Genomic DNA, 25308 nt, shown 5'->3' on the forward strand with positions numbered 1-25308 from the left:
CTTATGTTGCTTCATGGGAGGCTGGAACACGCTGGCCAGTATGACTGACAAACACGTCTTCAAGATTAGCGCTAACCAAGTGAATATCTTGCAGGTTAACGGGGCGATTATGCTGTTGGCACTGATGCAGTAGCCAAGAGATAGGATCTGCCACTTGTTTGCTGACCAAGACCCGTAATCTATGGCCTAACTGCGCCGCAGAGGTCACTTCAACGTGACTGATTAATGCTTGTTTTAACAGCCTTAAATCAGTGGTGTTGATTTCAACCACATGGGCATTGATGTTATCCATTAATGCTTTTGGCGTGTCATCTGCTCTGATCCTGCCTTTTTCCATAATGGCAATTTTATGGCAGCGTTCGGCCTCATCCATATAATGGGTAGTCACTAAAATACTGGTGCCTTGTTCTGATAAATCGAACAGTTGCTCCCAAAAGTCACGCCTGTTTTGTGGATCAACGGCTGAGGTGGGTTCATCTAAAAACAGTAACTTAGGTTGATTTAAACAGGCGCATGCAAGGGCCAATCGTTGTCTTTGTCCACCGCTGAGGGTGCCAGCCAGTTGATGTTGATACTGGCTTAGCTTGTAAGTGCTTTGCAGTTGATCAATGCGTTTTTTGCAGGTGCTACTGTCGATACCATAGATTCGGCCAATAAATTGCAGGTTCTCTGTAACCGTTAAGTCATCGTAGAGAGAAAACTTTTGGGTCATATAACCAATGTTATGGCGTAATGCTTCAGCCTGCTCCGGGATGGCTAACCCCATGACATTGATGGTGCCTTCGGTGGGAGTGAGTAAACCGGTTAACATTCTAATGGTGGTTGATTTACCACAGCCATTTGGGCCTAAAAACCCATAAATGTTGCCTTTCGGCACCAATAAATCTAATTGCTCGACCGCAGCAAAGTCGCCAAATTTTTTGGTGAGGCCATGAGCTTGAATTACCCATTGTGGGTCTACGGATGAGGTCATTTTTGTGTCGGCAATATAACTTGGGCTGGTATGCCCGTAGGTAGCTCGCTGGCCGAACTGTCTAAATTGACTTCAGCTAGAAAGGCTAATCGTGACCGATCTGATTGATTCAGCGCATAGTAGGGGGTAAATGCTGGTTCAGTACTTATCCAACGCAGTGTGCCGTTAAATGTGCCCTCGATACCATCTACACTGACCGACAACGTTTGGCCAATGTGAAGTTTGGCAGCATAGGGTTCAGGTATATACACTCTGGCGTAGGGCGCTGCATCAGCTTGAATAACTGCAACGATTGCACTCAGTTGGACGCGTTCGCCTACATTGTAAGGTAAGTTATCTAGCTTACCGCTGCGAGTTGCACGAATGCTTAAGTCGCTGTAAACCTGCTGCTCGTAACGTAGGTTGGCATTGGCAGCATCGAGTGCCGCTTGTGCTTGAAAAATATCTTCTTGGCGAACACCTTTGATTAATATGGTTAGCCGGTCGTTGGCGGCGTCATATTCTGCATTGGCTTGATCGCGAAGCGCTAAAGCACGATCGCGTTCTGCTTCACTGACTAGATTTTTTAATAATAAACTCGCGCTGCGTTGATAAGACTTTTGTGCTTCTATTTTGGCGGCGTTAGCACTTTTTAATGCCGAATTGGCACTGGCGATATCTTCAGGGCGCTCGCCATTGGTGAGTTTTAGTAAGTAGGCTTGGGCTTTGACCACTTCGGCTTGCATTACCGCTAAGCGCGCGGCTTGTTTTTGGGTATCAAATTGGACTAATAAATCACCGGCGTTGACTTGCATGCCTTTTTTAATGGGTTGTGCAGTAATGATTTCTGCGGCGGTTGAACGAAGAATGACTCGATCGCGCTCTAAGGTACCTAATGCTTGTGAAGGGGTGGCTGGGGTGCAGCCACTTATTAATATCAAGCTGGAGAATAACGTTGAAAATAACGCTGAAAATAGAATGTGTTTCATAGTAAGTCTCAACCATCGTGGTCATTACACTATAGCAAACTTGTCGTGTAACAATGCATTAGCTTATTTGATGATTGCACTTGTAAAGCCAGCTAAGTGTGACCTATGCCACACTTAGCGAGTTTCCTTTGTTTGCTCTTTATTCGAAGTTGTTATCAAATTCTGAATCTTCAAATAAGTCGACAGCAGAAGTCGGGACAACATTTTTGAATTGGCGTGCAAAATGACGTTGCACCCCTTTTAAGTCGATATTGCCGATACCAGACGCAAAACCAAACCAAGCATACAGACCGCTAATGTCTTCAAACATCGGGGGTAAATATTTAGGGTGGGCAATAATGCCTTCTTGGTAAGCTTGATACAGAACAGGAATGTCTTCGATGGCTAATTTACCCAAAAACAGCATTGGGATTAGTTCTGGTAAACCTGTGCTGATGGCGCTACGAATAAAGTTAATGTTTTCAACATAACCGCGTACGTAGGAGATATCTTTAGTGAAAAAGCTGCCACCACCAACCATGCCACCACGAAACACCCGTTGAGTAACACGATAACTGTCTTTTGAACTCAGGTTGAGGTTTCTAAAGTATCGATAGACTTCAATAAAGTCGGCACCTTGTTCTGCCATGTCGACAGCAGATACTCGATCGCTAATTCGACGAGCACGGCCTGGATTTGAGCTTAATGTCAGCATTTCCATCAACACTGCTAAGCCTTCCTGCGACGCTGTCACTCGTGGTGAACCAACACTGAGCCAAGTTGCATGTGGTTGCGCCCGACCATTAAGTGTGGTGCCCACATGCACCCAGCCTTCGTGCACTTCATATACATTGAGATCCGATTCGCTGAACATGGCGCGGGTATTGAGCTTAACGGTATCGCCACCTACTGCCGCATCAGAGACAATACCATCGCTCAATTTAACGTGAATTTCATCGTTATGAAAATACTTCACTAAGCGTTCGCTAAGAATAGTTACCGCTTCAGGGGCGGTCACAATTTTAGGATGACGGCTACTCATGTGACGCGCTGCTGGCAGCGAAAATATATGGCTTAAGCGATCGCCCAGTTGGCGTACCGTATGACGATCGCCATGTAATTTGTCGCTCGCACTGCCGTACAATTCTTGGCTGAGTTTACCAAACATTGGCTTGCCGCGGTTATGCAGCATGTCTATTACTATTCGATATTGGTCAATGTTAGCCAGTAAAATTTTACCTAGCTTATCGCGTTTGCCTAAACCTCGCTCAACGGCACTTTTTAACCCTTGTAGGTCGGTCTGGGTCTGATCTGCGTTAAATGATAAAGGAATCGATTGATAGAAATCATTACTGACGTTGGGTAATTCTTTGCTTTGTTTGGCTAAAAAGTCATCTTCAACTTGTCTTGGCCATTTTATCGAATCCAAAATTTTAATCGGTGCTTGGATGCGAATTAATTCATCAGAAAAACGACGAATATCTTGTTGATAACGCAATAAAGAGTCAGACATTGTCTTTTCCTAATCTTGAGAATGTTGTAAGCAGTATTAGCACTTATATTAGCAGATGTTGATCGCAAAACGGCAATGAAAAAATACCTCAAATGTAGCACTGTTTTGGTGCGACAAATCAGTTTATATCGCAACCCCCTCTAGTCATATTATTTAAGTCTATAAAAATTATAGGTTATTTATTTGGCATTAAAACTGCTTTAGCTAAAGTAGTCTTGATTAAAAGGAAAACCTATGGCAGCGATGAGCTATTTAAGTGTGATTGAGCGTTACCATGAATATGAACACCTGGTACACGAATTATTAGAATCGATTTTGATCGGTGTGGGAGACATTAATCTATTCGAACAGCCTATTTCAGCTAAAATTTTTGAAGACATGGCGATTAGTTATCCCTTTGTGGAACTCATTTATTTACTTGATCAGCAAGGGATGCAGATTTGCCCTAATATCAGTGTCATTAATCAGCAAGTTAAGCTAATGGCTTGCGGTCATCATGCTGACCGAAGTCAGCGACCTTATTTTACTCAATTGACTGCCATCGACACCGTTCATATCACTCGACCTTATTTATCTAACTCCGGTGGTGGGCTGTGTTTGTCGGCATCACAAATGATTAAATCGGCCTCTGGGCAAGTGGTTATTGTGGTTATTGATGTCAACCTAACACGATTGATCGAGTTTATGATGGGCGACAGTGCTCGGCGTAAAATGTCACCGTTTTTTAAAAGCATTTATGCTGCGATTGTACTGTGTCTGTTTGTGTTGGTGAGTGTACTTATGTGGACCGTGATCCGCGATATTTATACCTTATTTAGCCAAATATCTGCGACCCATGATCCGCTACAGCCCTTTGGTATTATCATTTTTCTTACATTGGCTTTAGCTATTTTTGATTTGGGTAAAACCATTTTGGAAGAAGAAGTGCTTATGCATAAAGATATCTTCCGCCACAGTTCGACCCGAAGAACGATTACGCGGTTTATTTCGACCATTTTGATCGCGATTTCAATTGAAGCTTTGCTGACCATGTTTAAAGCGTCGCTGGGAGAAAAGCAATATATTGAACCAGCCATTCTGATGATGTTGGCGGTCGTTGGGCTATTGGTTGGGTTAGGGATATATGTGTACTTAGGTGCCAAAGCTGAGCTGCTACTCACACAAACACAAGCCGGTAAGCACACTAGGCGCGTACAAACTAAGAGTGAATCGGCGATTAATTAGCGCTTAATAGTGTTTAAGTTCGCTCGCTTAAAATAGACAGGGATAAACGACATTAGCGTTTATCCCTATTTTTTAGAAAAAGTCGTCGTCACCAATCGCTTTACGTAATTGTGCTTGTTCGAGGAAATCTTCTAACCTGCGTTTTACTTGGCGTTTATGTTGTAATGTTTCTGCGGATTTAACGTTTCTAGGCGTTGTCATCGCGTCCATTTCTGTGTCATCAGGCACTCTTTCACTAAGATTAGCCATAACAAAACCCTCATGTTGAATAAAAGCGTGGTATTAATTCAATGAGCATTTTCTAACTAAAAAAACCTAAATAGGGAAGTAAAATATTTTTCCTCAGTTGGACAGCTATTTTTACCTTTCTCTTTGAGCTTAGCAGTAAATGTTTTTCTTGCTAGTAAAACAAACTAGCTTGTGCGAAGAGTATGCTTGTGATCAACTATTCTGGATGTGCTGATGTGCTGATGTGCTGATGTGCTGATGTGCTGATGTGCTGATGTGCTGATGTGCTGATGTGCTGATCGTAGATAATGCTCCGCTTTCAATACAGATAAAAAAACGCCACCTTTAACTCGGTGGCGTCGATATGAAAAATACAGCAAAGCGCATATGCGATAGGTTGACTCGTTATAGGCTAAAGCCATATGAGTAGCCTAAAACGACTTTAGCATCATTGTCCGGTAAGTCCGTGTCAGAGGCCATAAATGAGACAGTTCCTAGGTCTGTTTCAGCGCTTAATGTGACATTGTAGTCTGCATAGGTGTCGCCGAATAAATCTTCAACGACATCGCCTTGTGAGTAACCGTAGTGGAACGCAATGCTGAGCTTTTCTGTTAACGGGAAACTGGCATTGGCTTGGATATAGTTCCAATCTGTTTCGTCACTTGCACCTGACACATCAGAATCAGCGTTGATCACTTGAGAATAACCCACATCTAACCATTTCCATCCAAGTACTAAGGCTACTTCACCAAAATCAATACTGCCACCAGCATCTGGGTAAGCATAATAAAGATAGCTAATGTCGTAAGTTAGGTCTTCAGTAAAGTTACCGCCATAACCACCATAAAGATCTAATTCGTAGCTGGTTTCATCACCGAAATCGACATTCGATACCCAAGTACCAGCATAAAATCCAGAGTCATGAGCATAGTCAATGCCGCCTTGAACGGCCGCTTCATTATTGGTTTGCGTGGTGCCACGCCATAAGTAGTTCGATGTTGCGCCAATATTGCCAGTGACTTCAGCAAGGGCAGAGCCGCTTAGTAATAAGCCTGTTGATAATGCAATAGCTTGATATAGTGATTTTTTCATCTTCATCCCTTAAAGTTTTATTATCACTGAGGCATTTATGTGTCATTAAATGAGCTCAATGTTGGTTTGTCTGAGGATCAATTAGCGAATCGCATGCCAATATTTTTTTATTATTTAAATTAGTGAGTTATATAATACTGGATCATTTTGTTGCATCTTTGTTGCCGCTAAATGATGCACTAATGCACTTTTATTGTGCAATGATACTTTGGGCTTAGGTATTTGCTTATATTGAGTCGATTAGCGTTTTGCTGTGCGAAAGAAGGGATTCTGAAGTGATCTATATTGTTCATGTAACTCAGGCATCTGGATAACAGAATAAGCAAAGCTGAAAAATAACCAATAAAAAACCTCCACAGAGGAGGTTTCTATCAAAAAAAGACTGAGTGTAATAATTAATTAACGCTATCTTTTAGTGTTTTACCAGCTTTAAACTTAGGCACAGTAGCTGCAGCGATTTGAATTTCTTTGCCAGTTTGTGGGTTACGGCCTGTACGAGCAGCACGTTGAGTGGTTTCAAAAGAACCAAAACCAACAATAGAAATTTTATCACCATTTTTCATGGCTTCAGTTACCGCTTCTTCGAAAGATTTTAGTGCGCGGCCAGCTTCAGCTTTAGTTAGTTCCGCATTCTCAGCGATTTTTGCAATTAATTCACTTTTGTTCATATTGATATTCTCTGCTTTCCATAGAAGTGTTTTTTAAAACATGAATAACATGCCACAAGCCATGCTGGTTTAAAAGCACTTTATCCCATAAATTCAGTATCTGTAATGGTTTTAGAGCAAAATCAGTACAAATAATGTCTTTTTTGGCTCTGTGGTTATTCTTCTAGCAGTTGGTAAAGAATTTTCTTTACTAACTGTGGTTCGAAAGGCTTATCACATAAGGCGTTAACTCCAGCACTAAATACATTACTTAGGTGGGTGTCATTGGCTTCTGACGATACCATTAGAATGGGGATATGTGATTGTTGACTGTGATTACGGATATATTGCGTTAATGCAAGACCATCCACCGAAGGCATGTTGTAGTCTGTTATCACTAAGTCATACATGTTTTCTTTCATTAGGTTGATAGCCTGCTCACCGTCAACCGCTTCAGTAATCAGTTGCATCCCTAAGTTACCAATAGTGCGTTTAATCACATTACGCGCCATTCGGCTATCATCAACCACTAATACCCTGATGTTATGCACGTCAAAGTGGCTTAAATCCAACTCGTCGTGGCTGAGTAAATCAATGGTCGAATTAAGTGCCGTCGCTAAGTGCTCAGCATTAAATGGCTTAGGCAAAATGGCGACAACACCTGATTGCCTAAAGATTTCGAGCTGTTCACGGCGACACTCACTGGACACCAGCATAAATTGAATATCATTTAACGCTGGAGTGCTTTTGATGTATTGCAGTAGCTCTGTGGCTTCACCATCGACAAAATGCAGTGCACTGGCGATTAAGTCGGGTTTATGGCGTTGAATAATCGTTTTGGCTTCCGCAATCGTTGCGGCAGTTTGAATGCTGCTCACCCCTTCTTGCTGAAGACGCGTAATGATAATTTTACGTTGAGTCTCTGACGGCTCAAGTAATAGGATGGATAATTCACTTGGGGATAAACTAGTCATAATTCACGTTCCACAGATATATTTATTATTATTTTGTTGTTTTAATGTTACGCATATGAATGAATTATACACTAAAAATGCCCTAAGGATGCCCTAATGATGGCAGTCAAACCAGAGTAATAGTGTCTTATGCTTACTTTTTAACGAGATAGTCTCTCGTCACGTTAGACAGTCCTACCCACCATTGAAATACCACCACGCTCAACAGTAACAACCACAGTGGGATCAGTGGTATGTCATAACCTTGAAACACAAGTTTTACGTCATCAGGGGTGATTTGATAGGCAATGATTGCTGTTGTGGTGATAGCTGTAAGTCCGAGAGTTTGTAAGCCTACGTAGCTGATCAGCAGTACTTTTGTCCATGCTGCACGTTTGATTAAACCAATGAATACCGGTATCACTCCCAGTGTTAATAAATCATATGCTTGATATGTTGTTGCGCGCCAAATAGCAATAATAGTGAGTACAACATACAGTGAGATAAGAAGCATGACTCTAATTGGCATTCGGGGGGCTGTGTTTTGGTTCATATTGATCATCTAGCTGGAAAATTTGAGGTAGAATATCTCACAAAATAGAGCGATGGATACATTTTGATGACAGAAACACATTTTTGGGCGCTGGTAACACGAGATCAACCAGAGCAGTCTTCTGCTGATCTTGAATTGCGTTTACGCGAACAATTGCAACTCTTGGATGATGAAGCGCTAAAGACATTTGATAAAATGTTAGGCCAGCAATTACGCCGTAGTTATTTATGGTCAGTTTGGGGCGCTGCATACATCATTACCGGTTGCGATTCTGACTATGCCTTTGCTGAGTTTAGATGTTTTTTACTGTCGTTAGGTCAGCAATGGTATGACAAGGTTATTGCTAATCCTGACTGCTTGGGTGAGTTAGCACAATGGCCGTTAGTGGATGATTATGCTTACCCGTTTGTGGAAGACTACGATTTAATTGCAGGTAAAATTTACGAAGACCGTAATGGGGATGAGTTGCCGTTTATGCCATCAGGCCAGAATACACCAGTGGGTAAAAAATTCAGCACCAAGCCAAAAGTGATGCGTCAAACCTATCCTTTATTGAGCGCACGATTTCCTTTTTAGTGGGATGAAACTGTTAAGCGTTGGTTCAGCTTAACAGGTCTATAGTTATTACATATGATGCTGGCTAGATGGCTAACATTCAATTTAATGACGATTATCCGCATTGCAATATGACCACAACAGTTTAGACAAACGTTAAACATGACGTGCTGGATTGATTGTTTAACTTACAGTATGAAGCGGTTGTGTTGTAAGCGTCTTAACCCCTTTGGAGGTCTATTATGAACGTAAAATATTTACTACTTGCTCCGGTATTGGTATGCCAAGTTGCCATGGCCGAAGATGCGCCAGAAGCGAACCCTGTTACCGAAGTGGGGCTGGTTAAAATTGAGTGGCAAAATCCAAAAGATTTTCGTGATATTAAAACCTCAAATGAACTTCAGTCGCGCTTTGAAAACCGTTTATTTGAAACCTTAACCAAAAACATCAATAAACAGGCTGAAAAAATCCTTAAGCCAGGGCAGACTTTGCAAATGCAAGTGACTAACTTTGATTTAGCTGGAGACATGCGACCAACATTTGGGGCTACGCCAGGTGATTTACGTATTGTAAAAGATTTATATCCACCCAGAGCGACGTTTAGCTACAGTGTAAATGAAGGTGACAAAGTCATTATTGCTGGAGATGAAAAAATTATCGACATGAGTTTTATGAACAATACGCGTAATTTCAATAACAGACCGTTTCAATATGAAACCAACTTATTTGATGATTGGTTACAAAAAACGGTAGCTCCCAAATTATAAGCTAAGCATTGTTGATTGTTTTTCATGCAGGTAAAATCCATTTGAAGCGATTTTTGCCTGCTTTTTGGCCTGGGCGCTTAACGTTGATATTTGATACTCTGTTGCTTGTTGGGTCACCAATGGTGGTAAAACCCCAATGGATAATGAAACCAAAGGGTATTGGAATTGCAGCCCCTGTCTGTCTTGGGCTTGCATTGATTGTGCTTGCCAGTGATCGCCATTATAAAAACTCATTTTCTGTTGCTCAAACCGTTCAATAATTGTTTGGCAGTTGGCTAGCGTGTCATCTTGCATGCTTATCATAACAAAATCGTCCCCACCAATATGGCCAACAAAACAATGTTCATTTTGATAAGGCAGCAACAAGTTTGCGACTAACTGAATGACTTCATCCCCCCGCCAAAAACCATAAATATCGTTGTAAGGTTTAAAATGGCTTAAATCTAAATAGGCAAGATAGTAAGATTTTTTTTGTAGCCTTAAGCGTTTTAGCTCTTCTTGTATTGGCACGTTCCCCGGCAAATTGGTGAGAGGGTTTGCGTGTCGCGCCATTTTTATTCTATGTTCAGTAATACGTTGTAATAAATCTTTAGTATGGCCAATGCCAATCAACTGCTGATTACGCAAAATAATGAACTGTTGCGCTACCGTGTTGACTGAGTCAGAGGTGAGTAATTTGCTGACATGGGTAAGCGGTTCGTTGGCATCAATGTGTAATACCTTGGTGTCCATTGCCATTTTCGCAGGCCGGTTTTCGTGTAATGCACGGCCATAAGGTGTGCTGAATAGCTCGAGTAATGTGCTGCGATTGACGATACCTAATGGCTTATTATTTTCGGTTACCACAATGGCTTGTAATGCTGGTTGTTCAGAAAAAGTCTGACTGATTTTTTTAAGTTGTGTACCAGGAGATGCTTTTATGGCGTTGGTGCATAAACTTTCAGCCGTTTCACAATAACGGGAATTGGGTTGAGCCATGGGAGTGCTCAGTTCACTGCTAAATTGCTGGTTTGGATGGAGCGCTGGTCGTCCAAGAAAGTAGCCTTGGCAATAGGTTACCCCTAATTGTTTTAGGGTGGTGAGTTCCTCATTGGTTTCAATGCCTTCTGCGATCACTTTACAGGTTAAGTTCTGGCATAAATCGACAATAGAGCGGACAAACTCTTGTTTTACCGCAGTGGTATCTATTTGATGAATAAAATGGCGGTCAATTTTGACATAATCTGGTGCTAATTCAGACCACAAGCGTAATCCAGAATAACCGGCGCCTAAATCATCAATAGCGGTTAAAAACCCTTGATTGCGATAATGGTTTAAACAGGACTTTAGCAAGTCGATATCGTCGGCAGGATATTGTTCGGACAATTCAATAACCACATCCGCCGGGTTGATCCCCAATTGTTTGATAAGCTGTAATGTCATGCCTTTTGGATGATTGGGATCGAGTAATGCTTTTGGTGAAATATTAATAAATAGCTTGCCATTAAGCTGGCGCGAGTGAAATGCATTAATTGAAATACTGCGACATAAGGTTTCAAGTTCGCTTAATAAGTTTTGTTTTTCGGCGGTAGTAAATAAGGCGAAAGGGGTGTGTAACGGGCTACTTTTAGGGCCACGACTGAGCGCTTCATAACCGTGCAATTGATTTGTTGAAACATTGAAAATCGGCTGAAATACAGCATCGATAGATTGCTGTTCGATGATGTTGTCAAGTTCACTTACGAGCTGTAAAGCCGTCATCTGTAGGTCTCATTCAATTAATTACCTAACGGCATCGCGTTCGGTATTGTTACCAATGAGAGACAAGTCTATTGCGAAAATATGACAAGATTATGTCATATGATGGAAAGCTCCTAATAAGAAAGTATTAGTGTCTGTTGATCTTTGTTAGTCATTTCTACTGCGTTATCGGCTCTTTGTGTAGCATAACTACACTACAAAGCCTCTGCCTTATATAAATGACTAACAATTCGCTGCAAAAACCACTTTGAAAGATCAACAGACCCTATGAGCATAGCGATTACTTGGCGAGTTTAAATACTTGTAGTGTTTGTAGTAAGGCCGCAAGCTTTTTGACAAAGGCTTCAAGTGTCTCTGGTGCAACATGAGTGCTGTTCTGCATCGCATCAAATTCTGCAACCATTTCTTGTACATAAGGTAAGAAACGATTACTACTAGTTGTAAAACCTTGATCTTCCGTAAAAATCGCCACAAACTTACCGTGGCCTTCTTTACGTAACTCATCGAGGCGAGCATCTGAATCAATGGCTTGTCTATAGGCGACTTGCAGGTTTTCTTTTATTTGTAGAAAAACATTGGTGTACGGCATAATTGCCTCATAGTGCATGTGCAAAGAATAACGTTAATTATAAGGAGCTGGTATGCAGGCAACAAGAGAAAGTAGGCTTATTTTCAATATCAATTTGATTTATGGTCGCTTACAACGAAATTGCTACGGTTTAGTTGTATTACTGCTGTGTTTTACATCGACATCGGCAGCTGCGTTGGATTCACCGGTATTCTATAAAATAGAGTATCAGCAACAGCAAGCGTATTTATTGGGCTCCATTCATATTGGTCGGCAAGACTTTTACCCATTAGCACAACATATTGAATCAGCATTTAAACAATCGGATGCGCTGGTCGTTGAAGCTGATATTAGCCAAGGCGATACTGGGGCGTTATTGCAACAATATGGTGGTTTGTCGGCAGATATTGCCGCAGACGTTAATGCGACTCGGCAAGAGTATTGTCAAAGTCATCAAACCTTATGCCAAGCACTGGCTCCGTATGCACCTTGGTTGCAGTCAGCGCAAATTAGCATGGGGCGTTTTGGGCAATTAGGTTACAGCGCAGAACAGGGTGTCGACGCTTATTTTATGGCAAATCGCAGTGGTAAAGCTTTGGTTGAGCTGGAAAGCATTCAGTTTCAATTCGAATTAATTTCATCATTTTCAACTGCGACTCAGCTGCAAATGCTGGATGATTCGATTAACGCTAGCGATGCTGAAATGCTTGATTTAATCTACGCTTGGCGCCAAGGCGATAGTAATGCTCTAGCAAAAATTATGGAATCGCAAGCGGGCGATGCTGATGAATTACTCGAAAAGCTGTTGTGGCAACGTAATCACACGATGGCGCAAAAAATCATCCAGTTGTTACAAAGTAAAACCCACAAACAATTATTTATCGTGGTGGGCGCTGGCCATATTGTCGGACAGCAAGCTATTCCTGACCTACTAAAACAGCAAGGAGCAACGATTACTCGCTGTAGCTTTTTACAGTGTTAATGTCGATGTGGTTCCAGCTATTCGAAAGGTAAGTTATTGAAAATAAGTTATTGAAAATAAGTTGTTGAAAATAAGATACTAAAGCCTGAGTTTGTTGTTAAGTCGATTGGCCTACAAAGTGAATGTAGCGCCCAAGCGACAAATAAGGTTCTTGTTGAGAATAAGCCAACTCCATCTCAATCAGTTGATGTTTATCAAAGCCAGGTGGCAGATTGTGTTTCAAGTAATCATTGATAACTCTTACGCCCGATTGACTCACCATCGACAGTTGCCATTGGCTAAACCAAGTGCGGACATCTTCAATATACAGCGGGTGGGTCGGGGTTAATCCGACCTTCTTTTTGACGTTGAAATCACGGTTAACATAGTCAAAATTACCTGATATTAAGCTATGAAACCGTAAAGCTTCTTTATTAAAAAACATCAGAGAAAATAAACCATTAGGCTTTAATAATGCCAGTAAACCTTGCAAGGTGCTGCGGGCATCAATTAACCATTCTGCTACCGCATGGCAGAGAATGACATCAAATTGACCATACTCTTCAACGGTTAATGCTTGTATTGGGCTGTGGATTAACTGTATCGATAATGCAGTATTTGCCGCTTCAATCTGTTGCTGTGCTAGGGCAAGCATTTGCTCAGAAATATCACATAGCACGACATCATGGCCTAAAGCTGCCAGTTTTTGACTCAAATAACCAAAACCGCCACCGGCATCTAAAATACGTAATCTTGGTTTGCCAAGGCTGGCTAAAGCCGGAACTAAGTCGCGCCATAATACAGCAGCACGGATTTCACCTTTAGTGGTACCGTAAATATTTTGGGCAAATTTTTGGCTGAGTTTATCAAAGTTTTTGTCTTGCACTGTATCGGCTGCGTTAGGTCAGTTAAGTCAGATAATTATCTCATTTTGGATTGAAAAAGGTAAAGGTAAATTAGTTGTAGTAAGCGAGTAGTCACAGCCATTGTGTCGAGAGTTTGTGAGTGGATGGCATCAATATATGTTGTCGCGACATACTGTTTTAAACGCAAAAAGTAATTAGCGGTTTAGCAACGGCAGGAGTCTAAGGTATAATCATCTATTAACCGTTTTGCAGCACATGCTTTTTGCTGCCTACCTAGGGTACAACATTTTGAGTCACGACTACGCTATCGAATTAAAAGCGATGCCTTCGCTTTTGTCTTTGTATCGCAAAATCCTGTTTGGACGTAAACCGGGATGGAACCAACAACCGCTTCCGAATATTTATGTACAAGCGTCGAATGTGGTGTTGTCGCAAGATAAAATTAGCCAATATGCTGCTGTGTGCAGTTTTGAATATGACGGTATGACTTTACCGCCAACGTATTTGTATGTTTGGGCGTTTCGTTTACATGCGATGATTTTTACGCATAAAGCGGTGACATTTCCGTTACTTGGCATGCTCCATTTAAAAAATAGTATTAGTGTATTACGCCCAGTGCGAGCAGATGAAACCTTAATCGTACAGTGTGAGTTAGCCACAAGTCGCACGACCGATGCTGGGCTTGAGTTTGATTTGGTGTCTAAAGTGTTTGTCGGTGAAGAGTTAGTTTGGCAAGCGCTATCAACTTACTTATATCGTATAGAGTCTGCAGGTCGTCGTGCTCGTCCACCTAAAGCATCAGGTATGGTATGGGAAAACGTTCAGCAATGGCGCTTAACCGATGATTTAGGCCGTCGCTATGCTAAAGCTTCTGGCGATTATAACTTGATCCATTTACATCCTTTGTTGTCAAAACGCTTTGGTTTTGAGCGAGTGTTAGCGCATGGGATGTGGTCTAAAGCGCGGGTGTTATCTCAGTTAATGACGTTTGTTGGCGATCGACCGTTTCAAGTTGATGTTGAATTTAAACTGCCAGTATTTATGCCGTCTGAAGTGACGTTTGCGTTTGAAAGTATTGAAAATGGTAAACGTTTTGAAATGCGTGATGTTAAAGGCCGCCGACCGCATTTACAGGGCAGCATCACTTATTTATAAGCCCTTTGGTTAGCTAACTTTATTTATTAATAAAAAGGCTCAAGTCGATGACTTGAGCCTTTTTATTGCTAACTGCAAAGCTTACTTTTGATATATGTGTACATCGCGTTGCGGGAACGGAATACTAATGCCTTCCGCATCAAAGCGTATTTTCACTGCGCGAGTAATGTCCCAGTATACTTCCCAGTAATCATCGGGTTTAACCCAAGGCCTTACAATAAAGTCGACTGACGATTCGCCCAATGTGTGGAGTTTGACTATCGGTTCTGGATGCGCTTGCACCTTAGGATGTTGTTCGACAATACTTTTTAATATGGTTTCTGCATGTTCAACGTTGTCGCTGTAGCTAATGCCAAAGGTCATGTCTACTCGGCGCTGATGTTCTGCGGTGATGTTGTTAATGGTATCGCCCCAAATTTTATTGTTTGGCACAATAAGGCGTTGGTTATCTAATGTTTTGATCGTTGTCGAGACTAGGCTCATGTGGCTAACACGACCGGTGACATTAGCAGCATTGATTAAGTCGCCGACATCAAATGGGCGGTAGATTAAGATCATCATGCCTGAGGCGAAGTTGGACAGGGTATCTTGCAGTGCGAAACCAATAATGACTCCCGCAATACCAAAACCTGCGAGTAACGGCCCAAGCTCAAATCCGAGCTGTGATAAGGCTATCAATAATCCTAGGGCAAACACTAGTTTACTGGACAAAGATATAAAGAAGTCTTGCAGTAATTGGCTAAATTGTAATTTTGATGCTCGTACCGTTTTAGAGATAATTTGAGTGACAATTTTGGCGACTAAACTTGCGGCAAATAATATGAATAGAAACACTAAAATCTTAAAGGTTAAACTGGGCCCATTATTAATCGTCTGATCTTTAATGACTTTACCCCAACCCTGTAGCAGGTTAGATGCAACGCTAAAGTTCAGCACATCTTGGGTGATATCACCAGACACACTAAACAATGTTTGTTTAAATGGTGCCACGTTCTGGCCCAATGTTTCGAGTATGCCCGCTGAAACCGCTAAGCTAGCGCTACTTTGCTCCAAGCGTTCTTTTAGTGCCACCACGTCAGCTTTTTGTTCGCTGGTAATATCAGCTCCAGCATCTGCGGCTTCTGCAACGGCTTTTTGTAATTCATCTTGAGTGTAATGCACTAAACTATCGAACTGATCGGCTCTATTGAGCATAAACTCGGTCAATTTTTGCTTTTGGACACTCACATCTATATTCAGTGTTTCTGCCCACTGCAGAGTGGTTAATTGTGCCTTGAGATAATGGTCGCGTTCAAATTCGCGTTGTGAAATGGCTAAGATGCTCTTATTGTCATCATCTTGGCTTAATCCAAGACGCATGGTCATAATGTGGTCGTTTAAGTATGCGCTGACATTCTCTAAAAAGGCCATTTGGCTTTGCACTAAAGTGACTAGATATTGCTGGTCAGCGTCGGGTGTTGCAATGAGTTGACCAATTATGTCGCGTAATTCAGACGATTTGTTTTTAATGCGATATTCAGTAAATGCACGTAGTTCACCTTTTGCTTTAAATAGTAACTTGGTATCTTGCTCGATCGTTTGTTGTAAGCGACTTATTTGAGTCTGGGTATCGGTTAGCTGGCTAGTGGCAACAATCGGTACCACTGCATCTTGTTCTGCACGAAGAGATGGCGTCATAAACACTGCCGAGGTGAATAATAATAACGTAAGTAAAATCCGTAGCATGGAAAGTGGTCCTTTGGCTCTGAGTTGCGGCTATGATAGTGGAAAAATCCTATAGGAGCCAAGTACAGTAATTGGTTGGTTAATTTGTTACACTGCCGCCATTATTGAACTGAGGAAATTATCATGTCGCTGCAATGTGCTCATTGCTATAAATCTTTTTCAATTGCGAAGGTGAAAGACAGTCGCGGGAAAGGTTTGTCCGTAGAAGTTCAATGCCCTCATTGTGCAGCATGGCTTGGGCATAATAAATATTTGTCAGTTGTTAAAATAGTAGGTTTCTATGGTGGGGTTGTTGCTGCTGCAGTAGGTTATTTTGTTGAGGGTGTAACCGTTATCACTACTCCATTGATTATTTTGGCCGTTATTATGGTTGGTTTGTCGCATATTATGGACCATTTACAGCTGATTGAAGCACCTGAAAATGATCCTAGTGCAGAGACTAGTGCGAAATAAGCTTGTTAATTAACTTCAATAACTTGGCTTTCTAGTGATGCTTCAACATAGTAAATCCCGCCTAACACGACAACCCCAACAATGATCATGACTAAAATGATGCCAATGTTTTCTTTAATAAATTGTGCCATGGTGTTTGTCCTGTAATGATGATGTTTTACACATTCGTTATGGTATGGGTCATAGCTTAAGGCTATCTTAAAAATAACGACTTAGTCACCTATTAGTTGTTATTGGTAGTGGTTAATATTAGTTGCTAATGAGCGTCGTTGTGAATGGGTTGTCATGAATTGTCACAATCTAAGGGTTGCTTTTCAGCTACGGTCTTTTACACTAACGCTCACTTTTATTAACCTGATGGAGTTGTGCTGGTGAGTTCCCGCATCAAAATAAGACAAACTATCGCAATCTGGCTCAGTGCCATTTTGATTGTGTTGTCTGTTGCTGCGTCTGCACACTCAGTTAAACATCTTGATGACGGCGTACAAAATCATTGTACCTTGTGTTTCCATCAGCATCAGCTTAATAAAACGCTTCACTCTTCCAATTTAGTTTTTGCTGTTTCTAAGCAAACGTTCGAACGCCAACACTATACGCTGCCTTTTTTACTTAGCGTATTCCAAGCCTACTATCAAAGTCGTGCCCCACCTGTATCTCGTTAGTCCAACATTTTAATGATTTATTTTCCGTTATCTGTCGGTTTACTCTAAACCCAGATAGGCGGCTACTTGTTGTATTTTGGAGATATTATGTCTGCGTTAAACACACGTGTTTCGTTATTGGCACTGGCTTGTGCTGTGAGTTCGTATTCTGCAATGGCAGAAGATTCTAGTTTAACTAATCCTAGTATTAGTGCGGTGCTCGATGGTTATTACCAAACGGGCGACCGACCATTAGCTGAGCGTGCTGAAGGTTTTGGTTTAGGCGAAACTGAGTTGGCATTAAGTGCCAATATTGATGAAATGTTTTACGGTAAAGTGACCGCAGTTGTTGAGTCTCATGACGGTGAAACAGAGCTTAATTTAGAAGAAGCCTTTATCCAAACGTTAGCGATGCCTTACGGTTTATCGGTTCGTGCGGGTCGATTTTTATCGGATATTGGTTATTTAAATAATCAACATTTACATACCGATGCATTTTCAGAACGTCCAGCGGCCTATCGTGCATTTTTAGGTGGTCATTATTTTGATGATGGTATTCGTTTAAATTATGTGGCCCCAACAGATCTCTACTGGACCATGGGCGTTGAAGCGTTTAAAGGTGAAAGTTTACGTGCGACAGATGAGCACGGAGAGCGTGATTTTGATGATGTTGGCGTGTATACCGCATTAACCAAGATTGGTGGTGACATTGGTATCGAGAGTTCTTGGCAACTAGGATTGAGCTATTTGCGTAATCAGAATGGCCAAGCTTATGCCGAAGATGAGCATGAAGATGAAGTGGTTGATGAGGAAGGACACACTGAACACAGCCATAGTGCATCTTATACTGGCGAAAATACCTACATAGCTGACTTTGTTTATAAGTGGGCACCTAATGGTAATTACAAATATCAAAACTTAACCGTGAGTGGCGAATATTTTAGAGTCACTGACATTTTTGGTATGGAGCCTGGACATATTCTTGAGGCAGATCATGAGGACGTTAGTACTGATGACTATCATCAAGGTTGGTACGTGAGTAGCGTGTATCAATTTTCACCAAGTTGGTCTGCTGGGATTCGTTACGGTCAAATTGATACTAATGAAATCCATGAAGATCACCTCGACCCACAGAAATTAAAAGAGTCTGAAGTCAGTTTTGCTTGGCATAGCAGTCATTTTTCGACCGTGCGTTTGCAATACACTCATCAGACTGGAACTAATTTCGATGGTTTCGAAGATGATAATATCTTTACTTTACAATATGTCATGTCATTAGGAGCTCACGGTGCGCATCAATTCTAAATTGCTTTTAGCAGTGGCTTCAATGTCGCTGCTGTTTACCGCGACAGCTAAAGCGGAACTGAACGTGTTTGCATGTGAACCTGAATATGCCGCATTAGCGCAAACTTTAGCGCCCGATGCGAGGGTGTATTCGGCCACCACAGCGATGCAAGATCCACATCAAGTACAAGCAAGACCAAGCTTGATTGCTAAAATGCGCCAAGCTGATTTAGTTGTGTGTGCTGGGGCCGATTTAGAAATTGGTTGGTTGCCAATGTTACAAATGAAGTCTGCTAATCCTCAGGTTAACTCAACAGATAAAGGCTTGTTTTTTGCAGCAGACCAAATTGATACCTTGGATAAGTTAACTCAAGTAGATCGTTCAATGGGTGATGTGCATGCAAAGGGAAATCCTCATTTGCATTTAGATCCCTTGCGGATGTTGACCGTTGCGCAGGCCTTGAGCGCTAAGCTTACTGAAGTTGATCCAGAAAATGCCAGTCAGTATGCCCAGTCATTGAGCGACTTTAGTCAACGTTGGCAGGCTAAAATACCGCAGTGGCAAGAGCAAGCTAAAAACTTAGCCGGTAAAAAGGTCATCGCTTATCATTCGAGCTTCCGTTATTTATTTAATTGGACTGGAATAGAGCAAGTGGCAGATCTTGAGCCTAAACCAGGCTTAGCACCCACCAGCAGCCATTTAGCCTCATTACTTACTCGTGCTGAAAAAGGCGATGTAATGGCGGTAATCGTCGCTTCATATCAAGATGAACGCGGAGCTAAATGGTTAGGTGAACGCGCAAATCTGCCGGTATTGGTGTTACCGATGTCGGTAGGTGGTAACGATGAAAGCAAAGACTTAATCAGTCTATATGATAGTTTGCTGACGTTATTAAATGGAGTGAAATAACACTATGTTTGATGTCGAGCTACTGTCTATTTTGTTGCCTGCGTTAGTGGCAGGGCTATTAGTGTTATCAACTCATGTGTTGTTAGGTCAACAAGTGCTTAAGCGTGGCATTATCTTCATTGATTTGGCTATCGCTCAGGTCGCTGCATTGGGGGCAATCGTATCGCACATAGATCATCGAGTAGAAGCGTTACCGTTTGCTCATGTTTGGATGCCAGCGTTGTTTGCATTAGCCGGTGCTGGAGTTATCGCTTGGATGGCAAAACACTTAGTCGGTGAACTCGAGGCATTTATTGGTTGTTTTTATGTGCTCAGTGCGGTGGCGGCAATGTTATTGTTAGCCAATGACCCTCACGGTGCTGAATTATTAAAACAGTTAATGTCGGGTCAAATATTGTGGGTGAGTTGGTCTCAGTTAGCATTACCTGCAGTAGTCTCTGCAGGTATTCTTGGGGTGATCATCGCTAAACCACGGATATTAGATGGTGCAGGTTTTTACTTTTTATTTGCATTAGTGATTACTTTGTCGGTGGAGTTAGTAGGCGTGTATTTAGTGTTTAGCACGCTTATTTTACCGGCTTTGGCATTAAATAAGTATCAAGGTAAAACCAAGTTAGTGTGGGCTTATGGCGTCGGCATAGTGGGTTATATTGCTGGGCTACTGTTGTCTGCTCGCTATGACTTACCCAGTGGTGCCGCTATTGTTGCGACATTAGCATTAAGTGCATTGTTGTTTAGAATGTTACTTAAACTACGTTCACCAACATCAGAGCATCAACCTGCTAAATAAATATCTGTTATCTAGCTGCCATATAAGCTTCTGTCATATAAGCTAAGTTACTCTGCCCCAGATCACAGGGGCAGAGTATTTCAGCGTACATATGTAAACAAAACGTTGAGTCCCTAGACTAGCATCGTTATACTGACGCCAATTTTATTGCAGGAGTATGCTGTGCTGCTTATCGCTCGTTCAATCATTCTCGTTGTGCTGTTATTTTTAGCCTTTATATTTTCAGTTGTTATTTGCCTTGTGCGGCCAATGCATCGCGACAATGTACATTTGGTTGCCCGTTTTTTTGGTTCGGTTGCACCGGTATTAGGCATTAAGGTCATTAGACGTGCTCATCCAGTCAGTGCAACATCGCAACCGTGTATTTATTTAGCCAATCATCAAAATAATTTTGATTTATTTACTCATACGTCAGTTGTGCCTAAAGGGACTGTCAGCTTAGGTAAAAAGAGCTTGGTGTGGGTACCCTTATTTGGGCAAATTTATTGGCTATCAGGCAATATCCTTATCGATCGTAACAATCGTCATAGTGCATTCGATACTATGGCTAAAACGGTAGATAAAATGAAAAATAAACTATTATCAGTGTGGATATTCCCTGAAGGGACTCGTTCACGCGGTCGTGGATTATTACCTTTTAAAGTGGGTGCATTCCATACTGCAGTCGCTGCTCAAGCGCCAATAGTGCCAGTATTAGCTTCTTGTCAGAATCATATTAACCTTAATCGTTGGAACAACGGTGTGGTGATTGTAGAAATGCAGGAGCCGATAGCAACGGCGGGCTTAGATAAGAATGATGTTAAAGCGTTAAACGCTAAGGTGCATCAAGTTATGTCGGCGCGTTTAGTTGAATTAAACAAAGAAGCAGAAGCATTAATGCAGCAAGCCAAAGCTTAACCATGTTATTGGTCGTCAAACATCCGTCATAAGCTCGCAACTTGTGTCAGTTTGGGTATAATTGATTAACATTTTTACGAGTCCTATTTACGGAGTAATCCATGTCTGTTGAGCGTCAGTTAAAAGAGCAATTTGCTGAGAATCTTGAAATTGTTGATGCCTTACTTGCTGATGGTTCAGAGCCTGATGCGGAATATACAATTGAACATCATTTTTCGGCGACTAATTTTGATCGTTTAGAAAAAGCTGCTGTTGATGCATTTAAGCTTGGTTTTGAAGTGAATGATGCCGAAGAAATGGAACTTGAAGATGGCTCGATTATTTTCTGTTTTGACGCTATTGCCAAGCATAAGCTAGAAGTGCCTTTGCTGGATAAAGCATGTGAACAGTTGATTCTCGTTGCGGGCAAGCAAAAAGTAGACTACGACGGTTGGGGTACTTTTTTTGTCGGTGATGAAGTTGAAGGCGATGAAGAAGACGAAGACGATGAAGAAGACTATGAAGATGAAGATGGTACATTTCACTAATAAATCGATGGTCTAATTCCATAAAAAAACGCTCATCAAAGATGGGCGTTTTTTTATGGATAACCAAAAAGTTTGCTAGGCGCTTATTTATGGATAATGCTTTTGTTACGGCCTTCTTGCTTAGCGACATATAAGGCTTTATCTGCACCCGATAACCAGGTTGAGCTATTATCTATTTCAGAATCTAAATCGTTAATGCCCAGACTCACCGTGACTCTAATGAGGCGGTTTTCGAATGCGACTTCTGATGCTTCAATACGCTTTCTTAATCGTTCGGTAAAGTTGAGAGCTTCTTCTGCTGTTGTCTTAGATAGCACCACTCCAAACTCTTCTCCGCCATATCGGCCTGCACAGTCAGTGTCACGCAATGCTTGCTTTAACAAATAGGCAATATGTTGGATCACTTTATCACCGGCAGGGTGACCATATTCATCGTTAATGCGCTTGAAATTATCAATATCAATCATCACCAATGATGCCGCATCGCCATAGCGTGAATAACGATCGAATTCTTTTTCCATGCAACTTTGCCAATGGCGACGGTTATGCAAAAGGGTTAAACCATCGGTTTGACTGAGTTGTTCAAGTTGCTCATTAGCGGCTTTAAGTTGCAGTTTATTAACCGCAATATCGGTCACATCATAGATAATAATGCTGATATGAGTGATTTGCCCTGTTAACGAAGCTAATGGCAGTAAGGTAATATTTTGGTACATAAAATCGGCTCGGCCAGTCACCGGGCGATAGTTTTTAAACTGAAATACGTATGGACGCTGTTCCCAACTAATAAAGGTGCGATTTTTAAGTAAAAAAACCGACTCCATTTTATGTTTTAGCCACGTGGCGGGTAAGTCGGGAAACTTTTCAAATAGATTACTACCTTTAATGGAATTGGGTGAGACACCGCTGTGGTTTTCCATAAAACCGTTCCAAAGTTGGATGTTATAGTCGCGATCGAGCACAACTAAACCAACCTCAATGGTTTGCACCATATCGATTAGCCAGTGGAGTTCGTTCATCGCACTTTGATCATTTGACATAAAAAGTATCCAACATTAGTCGAGTAAATAGCCAAGTTTGTAGTTCAGCGTAGGAATTGAGTCTTCAGTAAATAGCAGCAGAAGATCACATTCAATATTGTAATCTTCTATTCGATAGTTAATTTCCATCGCGAGAGTGCGCTGCCATTTGTCAGAGTTGTCGTGAATGAGCTCGTTGACACTGCAGTGTCTGCCAAGCACTACTGGATGGGTCTGACTGAATTTCATGTCGAGTTGTTCAGAAATACCATTTAAAAAAGCGCCAATGAGCACATTACCAGTGTCCATCATTACTTCTATTTCAGTACCAATATCATTTGGATTTTCTAATCCCATTAACTTGGCCATATCTTCAAAACTAGAATCATGGAACAGTAATAACGCTTCACCCGCGATACCTGCACCAATAAATCCTTGGCAAAGCCCAGAGACTGTTGAGTTTCGTTCGGTGGCTTTTAAGGCCATCGTTAATTCGCTGACTTCAAGCACATTAACGTTAGGAATAGGCAGTAGTACAAATACATCCAGAAGCTTAGCGAGCAAGTCAGCGGCTCTGCCCATGGCGACGTTGGCTATTTCTTGACATGCATCACGCATGTCAACTTTCATCATTGGCGTTTCTTCAACTTTATTACCCTGGGTAAGAGTCAAAATACCGTACTCTTGCAGAATATGGCTAATAGCCTCTGCACTAACGGGTTTTTGAATAAAGTCGAGGGCACCTAATGCTTTGACTCGTTCATGAGCCTTAATTTGAATATCACCTGACACCACAATAATCAGTGCCGGTAAATCTTGTTGTTGTACCGCTTGAAGTACTTCGTAACCATCCATGACTGGCATGTTGAGATCGAGAAACACAATCTCACCTTTACCCGCGCGAATGATATCAAGACCCTCTGCGCCATTGGTGGCGTAGCTAATTTCAACGTCCCAATCTTTGGGGAGAGTTCTTGCCATTTGTTTTCTGGCGAGCGCAGAATCGTCGCATATTAATATTGGAATGGTCATTGTTGCTGGTCTTCCTTATTTCGCCTTTAGGGGAAAAAAACTCGTTAATGCAACTGCGAGTGGTGCGAGGCGGATAGTTATTATTATAAGACTATTTACAGCGATTTTTTGTTCGTTAGATCATTATACTTATTTGCTTACAATATTGATAACTTAGTTTTAACATCTAGCTAAGTTTGTAACATTTATGTGGCCGTTGCCACAAAGTCATCAATGTCATATCAATCAGGTGTTACATGTTATGTAAAAACATGAAGATTAGATGGTTATGCTTATATTGATAATATATCAGGCTAACACTCAATGAAATTTTGTTCAAAATAACGTGTGGCAATATTTTGACCAGTGCCGATTATTTGTCATGTTATTACTATTCGCCAGATAGTCCAGATATGTTAGTCTAAAAACTGGACTGACCAGTAACAGGGTGTTTCATGGAAAGAGAGTTGATTAAGTTGACGGTAGATAATGGCATTGCCCATGTTTGCTTAAATAGACCCAGTAAAATTAATGCGCTTAATGTTGAAATGTTTACTGCGATTGATAACGTAATTAAACAACTCCGTGGCGATAAACGAGTTAATGCGGTTATTTTATCGGGTGCTGAAGGTAACTTTTGTTCAGGCTTAGATGTGAAAAGTGTCGCGAGTTCACCTACAAGTGCATTAAAGCTTTTATTCAAGTGGTTGCCTGGTAATGCAAATTTAGCCCAACGTGTGTCGTTGGGATGGCAGCGTTTGCCTGTTCCTGTTATTGCGGTTCTAGAAGGTTGTTGCTACGGCGGTGGGACTCAAATTGCGCTAGGGGCAGATATTCGTATTGCGACGCCAAACTGTAAGTTGTCGATAATGGAAGCAAAGTGGGGGCTTGTGCCAGATATGGCTGGTTTGGTGGCATTAAGGCAAATTATGCACAAAGACAAAGCGTTGATGTTGACCTATACCGCGGATATTTTAACTGCCGAGCAAGCGCTTGAGCTAGGCTTGGTGACTCAAATAAGTGATAACGCTTATGAGTGTGCCACGTTATTAGCCCAAAAAATCATCCGCACTTCCCCGGATGCTAATGCTGCGATTAAACGCAGCATCAATCAAAGTTGGACCGCTTCAGTGCGCAGCCTATTAGCCCGAGAATCACTAAGCCAAATAAGGTTGTTGCTGGGTAAAAACCGCGTGATTGCTGCGATTAGACAAACTAAAAATCCTGATAAAGCCTATCGTTCTCGTCAATCTTGGTGGTAATAATCTGTTTTCGCTAATGCTCTATTTTAGTCATGGCTACGCTGAAT

General features: G+C 41.6%; 28 protein-coding genes. 13 read left to right on the forward strand and 15 right to left on the reverse strand.

The annotated features are described in order from the left end of the window. Position 1 precedes the first annotated feature (1 nt). The 3 genes from AAEY97_RS06980 to AAEY97_RS06990 all read right to left on the reverse strand — a co-directional run bounded on the left by AAEY97_RS06980 (position 2) and on the right by AAEY97_RS06990 (position 3433). The gene (locus AAEY97_RS06980; protein ID WP_350997610.1) at positions 2–973 is read right to left on the reverse strand and encodes an ABC transporter ATP-binding protein; all 972 of its coding nucleotides are present in this window, start codon (positions 971–973) and stop codon (positions 2–4) included. Further along, positions 970–1941: an HlyD family secretion protein gene (locus tag AAEY97_RS06985; RefSeq protein WP_350997613.1), complete on the reverse strand. Its 972-nt coding sequence runs from the start codon at positions 1939–1941 to the stop codon at positions 970–972. The genes AAEY97_RS06980 and AAEY97_RS06985 overlap by 4 nt, the downstream gene beginning before the upstream one ends. Before the next feature lie 139 nt (positions 1942–2080). Further along, entirely contained in the window at positions 2081–3433 is a 1353-nt protein-coding gene (locus AAEY97_RS06990; RefSeq protein ID WP_162023926.1) for a flavohemoglobin expression-modulating QEGLA motif protein, read from the reverse strand. A 234-nt stretch (positions 3434–3667) separates the two neighbouring features. Between AAEY97_RS06990 and AAEY97_RS06995 the strand changes: the two genes are divergently transcribed. Beyond that, a complete protein-coding gene (locus tag AAEY97_RS06995; RefSeq protein ID WP_350997616.1) occupies positions 3668–4657 on the forward strand; it encodes a PDC sensor domain-containing protein in 990 nt (329 codons plus the stop codon). Between the two features lie 72 nt (positions 4658–4729). Here AAEY97_RS06995 and AAEY97_RS07000 read toward each other — a convergent pair whose 3' ends face one another. From AAEY97_RS07000 to AAEY97_RS07020, 5 genes are all read right to left on the reverse strand, one after another. After that, positions 4730–4906 (reverse strand): PA3496 family putative envelope integrity protein, encoded by a 177-nt coding sequence (locus AAEY97_RS07000; RefSeq protein ID WP_011638952.1) that lies wholly within the window; start codon positions 4904–4906, stop codon positions 4730–4732. Positions 4907–5290: 384 nt separating this feature from the next. Next, positions 5291–5977 carry a TorF family putative porin gene (locus AAEY97_RS07005; RefSeq protein ID WP_059745699.1) on the reverse strand — a complete coding sequence of 229 codons (687 nt, stop codon included), beginning with the start codon at positions 5975–5977 and terminating at the stop codon, positions 5291–5293. A gap of 395 nt (positions 5978–6372) precedes the next feature. Beyond that, complete coding sequence (hbs, locus tag AAEY97_RS07010; protein WP_011638950.1) at positions 6373–6645, reverse strand: non-specific DNA-binding protein Hbs; 273 nt, start codon at positions 6643–6645, stop codon at positions 6373–6375. 155 nt (positions 6646–6800) lie between these two features. Then, positions 6801–7598: a response regulator gene (locus tag AAEY97_RS07015; protein ID WP_011638949.1), complete on the reverse strand. Its 798-nt coding sequence runs from the start codon at positions 7596–7598 to the stop codon at positions 6801–6803. 133 nt (positions 7599–7731) lie between these two features. Next, positions 7732–8130, reverse strand: a complete 399-nt coding sequence (locus AAEY97_RS07020; protein WP_350997619.1) for a hypothetical protein — start codon at positions 8128–8130, stop codon at positions 7732–7734. Positions 8131–8196: 66 nt separating this feature from the next. On the opposite strand from AAEY97_RS07020, the gene AAEY97_RS07025 reads away from it, so the two are divergent. Continuing rightward, positions 8197–8706 (forward strand): DUF4240 domain-containing protein, encoded by a 510-nt coding sequence (locus AAEY97_RS07025; protein WP_101085130.1) that lies wholly within the window; start codon positions 8197–8199, stop codon positions 8704–8706. A 221-nt stretch (positions 8707–8927) separates the two neighbouring features. Then, on the forward strand, positions 8928–9452 hold the full coding sequence (locus tag AAEY97_RS07030; RefSeq protein WP_101085131.1) for a DUF3016 domain-containing protein: 525 nt from the start codon (positions 8928–8930) through the stop codon (positions 9450–9452). Here the strand turns inward: AAEY97_RS07030 and AAEY97_RS07035 are convergent. Both AAEY97_RS07035 and AAEY97_RS07040 read right to left on the reverse strand, forming a co-directional pair. Further along, positions 9447–11192, reverse strand: coding sequence for a GGDEF domain-containing protein (locus AAEY97_RS07035; protein WP_350997622.1), 1746 nt, complete (start codon positions 11190–11192; stop codon positions 9447–9449). The two genes, AAEY97_RS07030 and AAEY97_RS07035, sit on opposite strands and share 6 nt — an antisense overlap. Before the next feature lie 280 nt (positions 11193–11472). Continuing rightward, positions 11473–11781 (reverse strand): prephenate dehydrogenase, encoded by a 309-nt coding sequence (locus tag AAEY97_RS07040; RefSeq protein ID WP_101085133.1) that lies wholly within the window; start codon positions 11779–11781, stop codon positions 11473–11475. Positions 11782–11833: 52 nt separating this feature from the next. Here AAEY97_RS07040 and AAEY97_RS07045 point away from each other — a divergent pair, with 52 nt between their 5' ends. After that, on the forward strand, positions 11834–12742 hold the full coding sequence (locus AAEY97_RS07045) for a TraB/GumN family protein (RefSeq protein ID WP_350997625.1): 909 nt from the start codon (positions 11834–11836) through the stop codon (positions 12740–12742). Positions 12743–12839: 97 nt separating this feature from the next. Here the strand turns inward: AAEY97_RS07045 and AAEY97_RS07050 are convergent, their stop codons facing one another. Continuing rightward, entirely contained in the window at positions 12840–13607 is a 768-nt protein-coding gene (locus AAEY97_RS07050) for a methyltransferase domain-containing protein (RefSeq protein ID WP_101085135.1), read from the reverse strand. Positions 13608–13875: 268 nt separating this feature from the next. Between AAEY97_RS07050 and AAEY97_RS07055 the strand changes: the two genes are divergently transcribed. Further along, entirely contained in the window at positions 13876–14742 is an 867-nt protein-coding gene (locus AAEY97_RS07055; RefSeq protein ID WP_101085361.1) for a MaoC family dehydratase, read from the forward strand. 81 nt (positions 14743–14823) lie between these two features. Here AAEY97_RS07055 and AAEY97_RS07060 read toward each other — a convergent pair whose 3' ends face one another. Next, positions 14824–16467: a mechanosensitive ion channel domain-containing protein gene (locus tag AAEY97_RS07060; protein WP_350997627.1), complete on the reverse strand. Its 1644-nt coding sequence runs from the start codon at positions 16465–16467 to the stop codon at positions 14824–14826. Positions 16468–16590: 123 nt separating this feature from the next. Between AAEY97_RS07060 and AAEY97_RS07065 the strand changes: the two genes are divergently transcribed. Beyond that, a complete protein-coding gene (locus AAEY97_RS07065) occupies positions 16591–16920 on the forward strand; it encodes a hypothetical protein (RefSeq protein WP_101085137.1) in 330 nt (109 codons plus the stop codon). Between the two features lie 5 nt (positions 16921–16925). Here the strand turns inward: AAEY97_RS07065 and AAEY97_RS07070 are convergent, their stop codons facing one another. Continuing rightward, positions 16926–17051 carry a hypothetical protein gene (locus AAEY97_RS07070; RefSeq protein ID WP_259395501.1) on the reverse strand — a complete coding sequence of 42 codons (126 nt, stop codon included), beginning with the start codon at positions 17049–17051 and terminating at the stop codon, positions 16926–16928. Between the two features lie 240 nt (positions 17052–17291). Here AAEY97_RS07070 and AAEY97_RS07075 point away from each other — a divergent pair, with 240 nt between their 5' ends. The 6 genes from AAEY97_RS07075 (at position 17292) to rraB (ending at position 21969) form a co-directional block, all read left to right on the forward strand. Continuing rightward, positions 17292–17582, forward strand: coding sequence for an ABC-type zinc uptake system zinc chaperone (locus AAEY97_RS07075; RefSeq protein WP_101085138.1), 291 nt, complete (start codon positions 17292–17294; stop codon positions 17580–17582). Positions 17583–17669: 87 nt separating this feature from the next. Next, positions 17670–18866 (forward strand): hypothetical protein, encoded by a 1197-nt coding sequence (locus AAEY97_RS07080; RefSeq protein WP_350997630.1) that lies wholly within the window; start codon positions 17670–17672, stop codon positions 18864–18866. Further along, positions 18850–19755 (forward strand): metal ABC transporter solute-binding protein, Zn/Mn family, encoded by a 906-nt coding sequence (locus AAEY97_RS07085; protein ID WP_182745170.1) that lies wholly within the window; start codon positions 18850–18852, stop codon positions 19753–19755. The genes AAEY97_RS07080 and AAEY97_RS07085 overlap by 17 nt, the downstream gene beginning before the upstream one ends. Positions 19756–19759: 4 nt before the next feature. Then, positions 19760–20545: a metal ABC transporter permease gene (locus AAEY97_RS07090; protein WP_335691193.1), complete on the forward strand. Its 786-nt coding sequence runs from the start codon at positions 19760–19762 to the stop codon at positions 20543–20545. A 162-nt stretch (positions 20546–20707) separates the two neighbouring features. After that, a complete protein-coding gene (locus AAEY97_RS07095; RefSeq protein ID WP_101085141.1) occupies positions 20708–21442 on the forward strand; it encodes a 1-acylglycerol-3-phosphate O-acyltransferase in 735 nt (244 codons plus the stop codon). A 101-nt stretch (positions 21443–21543) separates the two neighbouring features. Then, on the forward strand, positions 21544–21969 hold the full coding sequence (gene rraB / locus AAEY97_RS07100) for a ribonuclease E inhibitor RraB (RefSeq protein WP_162023917.1): 426 nt from the start codon (positions 21544–21546) through the stop codon (positions 21967–21969). 83 nt (positions 21970–22052) lie between these two features. Here the strand turns inward: rraB and AAEY97_RS07105 are convergent, their stop codons facing one another. Together AAEY97_RS07105 and AAEY97_RS07110 are read right to left on the reverse strand one after the other, a co-directional pair. Then, positions 22053–23009: a GGDEF domain-containing protein gene (locus AAEY97_RS07105; RefSeq protein ID WP_162023916.1), complete on the reverse strand. Its 957-nt coding sequence runs from the start codon at positions 23007–23009 to the stop codon at positions 22053–22055. Between the two features lie 15 nt (positions 23010–23024). Continuing rightward, on the reverse strand, positions 23025–24020 hold the full coding sequence (locus AAEY97_RS07110; RefSeq protein ID WP_350997634.1) for a response regulator: 996 nt from the start codon (positions 24018–24020) through the stop codon (positions 23025–23027). A 434-nt stretch (positions 24021–24454) separates the two neighbouring features. Between AAEY97_RS07110 and AAEY97_RS07115 the strand changes: the two genes are divergently transcribed. Continuing rightward, positions 24455–25261: a crotonase/enoyl-CoA hydratase family protein gene (locus AAEY97_RS07115; RefSeq protein WP_350997637.1), complete on the forward strand. Its 807-nt coding sequence runs from the start codon at positions 24455–24457 to the stop codon at positions 25259–25261. Positions 25262–25308: the final 47 nt, after the last annotated feature.

It is taken from the genome of Shewanella sp. TB7-MNA-CIBAN-0143 (genome assembly GCF_040310065.1).
Lineage (GTDB): Bacteria > Pseudomonadota > Gammaproteobacteria > Enterobacterales > Shewanellaceae > Shewanella.

Bases quoted from the DNA above. Each gene is read 5' to 3' on its own strand.
- AAEY97_RS06985 (WP_350997613.1), bottom strand. From the start codon at position 1,941: ATGAAACACATTCTATTTTCAGCGTTATTTTCAACGTTATTCTCCAGC.
- AAEY97_RS07040 (WP_101085133.1), bottom strand. From the start codon at position 11,781: ATGCCGTACACCAATGTTTTTCTACAAATAAAAGAAAACCTGCAAGTC.
- AAEY97_RS07025 (WP_101085130.1), top strand. From the start codon at position 8,197: ATGACAGAAACACATTTTTGGGCGCTGGTAACACGAGATCAACCAGAG.
- AAEY97_RS07020 (WP_350997619.1), bottom strand. From the start codon at position 8,130: ATGAACCAAAACACAGCCCCCCGAATGCCAATTAGAGTCATGCTTCTT.
- AAEY97_RS07090 (WP_335691193.1), top strand. From the start codon at position 19,760: ATGTTTGATGTCGAGCTACTGTCTATTTTGTTGCCTGCGTTAGTGGCA.
- AAEY97_RS06980 (WP_350997610.1), bottom strand. From the start codon at position 973: ATGACCTCATCCGTAGACCCACAATGGGTAATTCAAGCTCATGGCCTC.
- AAEY97_RS07110 (WP_350997634.1), bottom strand. From the start codon at position 24,020: ATGACCATTCCAATATTAATATGCGACGATTCTGCGCTCGCCAGAAAA.
- AAEY97_RS07045 (WP_350997625.1), top strand. From the start codon at position 11,834: ATGCAGGCAACAAGAGAAAGTAGGCTTATTTTCAATATCAATTTGATT.
- AAEY97_RS07000 (WP_011638952.1), bottom strand. From the start codon at position 4,906: ATGGCTAATCTTAGTGAAAGAGTGCCTGATGACACAGAAATGGACGCG.
- AAEY97_RS07080 (WP_350997630.1), top strand. From the start codon at position 17,670: ATGTCTGCGTTAAACACACGTGTTTCGTTATTGGCACTGGCTTGTGCT.
- AAEY97_RS06995 (WP_350997616.1), top strand. From the start codon at position 3,668: ATGGCAGCGATGAGCTATTTAAGTGTGATTGAGCGTTACCATGAATAT.
- AAEY97_RS07035 (WP_350997622.1), bottom strand. From the start codon at position 11,192: ATGACGGCTTTACAGCTCGTAAGTGAACTTGACAACATCATCGAACAG.
- AAEY97_RS07105 (WP_162023916.1), bottom strand. From the start codon at position 23,009: ATGTCAAATGATCAAAGTGCGATGAACGAACTCCACTGGCTAATCGAT.
- hbs (WP_011638950.1), bottom strand. From the start codon at position 6,645: ATGAACAAAAGTGAATTAATTGCAAAAATCGCTGAGAATGCGGAACTA.
- AAEY97_RS07115 (WP_350997637.1), top strand. From the start codon at position 24,455: ATGGAAAGAGAGTTGATTAAGTTGACGGTAGATAATGGCATTGCCCAT.
- AAEY97_RS07030 (WP_101085131.1), top strand. From the start codon at position 8,928: ATGAACGTAAAATATTTACTACTTGCTCCGGTATTGGTATGCCAAGTT.
- AAEY97_RS07070 (WP_259395501.1), bottom strand. From the start codon at position 17,051: ATGGCACAATTTATTAAAGAAAACATTGGCATCATTTTAGTCATGATC.
- rraB (WP_162023917.1), top strand. From the start codon at position 21,544: ATGTCTGTTGAGCGTCAGTTAAAAGAGCAATTTGCTGAGAATCTTGAA.
- AAEY97_RS07015 (WP_011638949.1), bottom strand. From the start codon at position 7,598: ATGACTAGTTTATCCCCAAGTGAATTATCCATCCTATTACTTGAGCCG.
- AAEY97_RS06990 (WP_162023926.1), bottom strand. From the start codon at position 3,433: ATGTCTGACTCTTTATTGCGTTATCAACAAGATATTCGTCGTTTTTCT.
- AAEY97_RS07065 (WP_101085137.1), top strand. From the start codon at position 16,591: ATGTCGCTGCAATGTGCTCATTGCTATAAATCTTTTTCAATTGCGAAG.
- AAEY97_RS07005 (WP_059745699.1), bottom strand. From the start codon at position 5,977: ATGAAAAAATCACTATATCAAGCTATTGCATTATCAACAGGCTTATTA.
- AAEY97_RS07060 (WP_350997627.1), bottom strand. From the start codon at position 16,467: ATGCTACGGATTTTACTTACGTTATTATTATTCACCTCGGCAGTGTTT.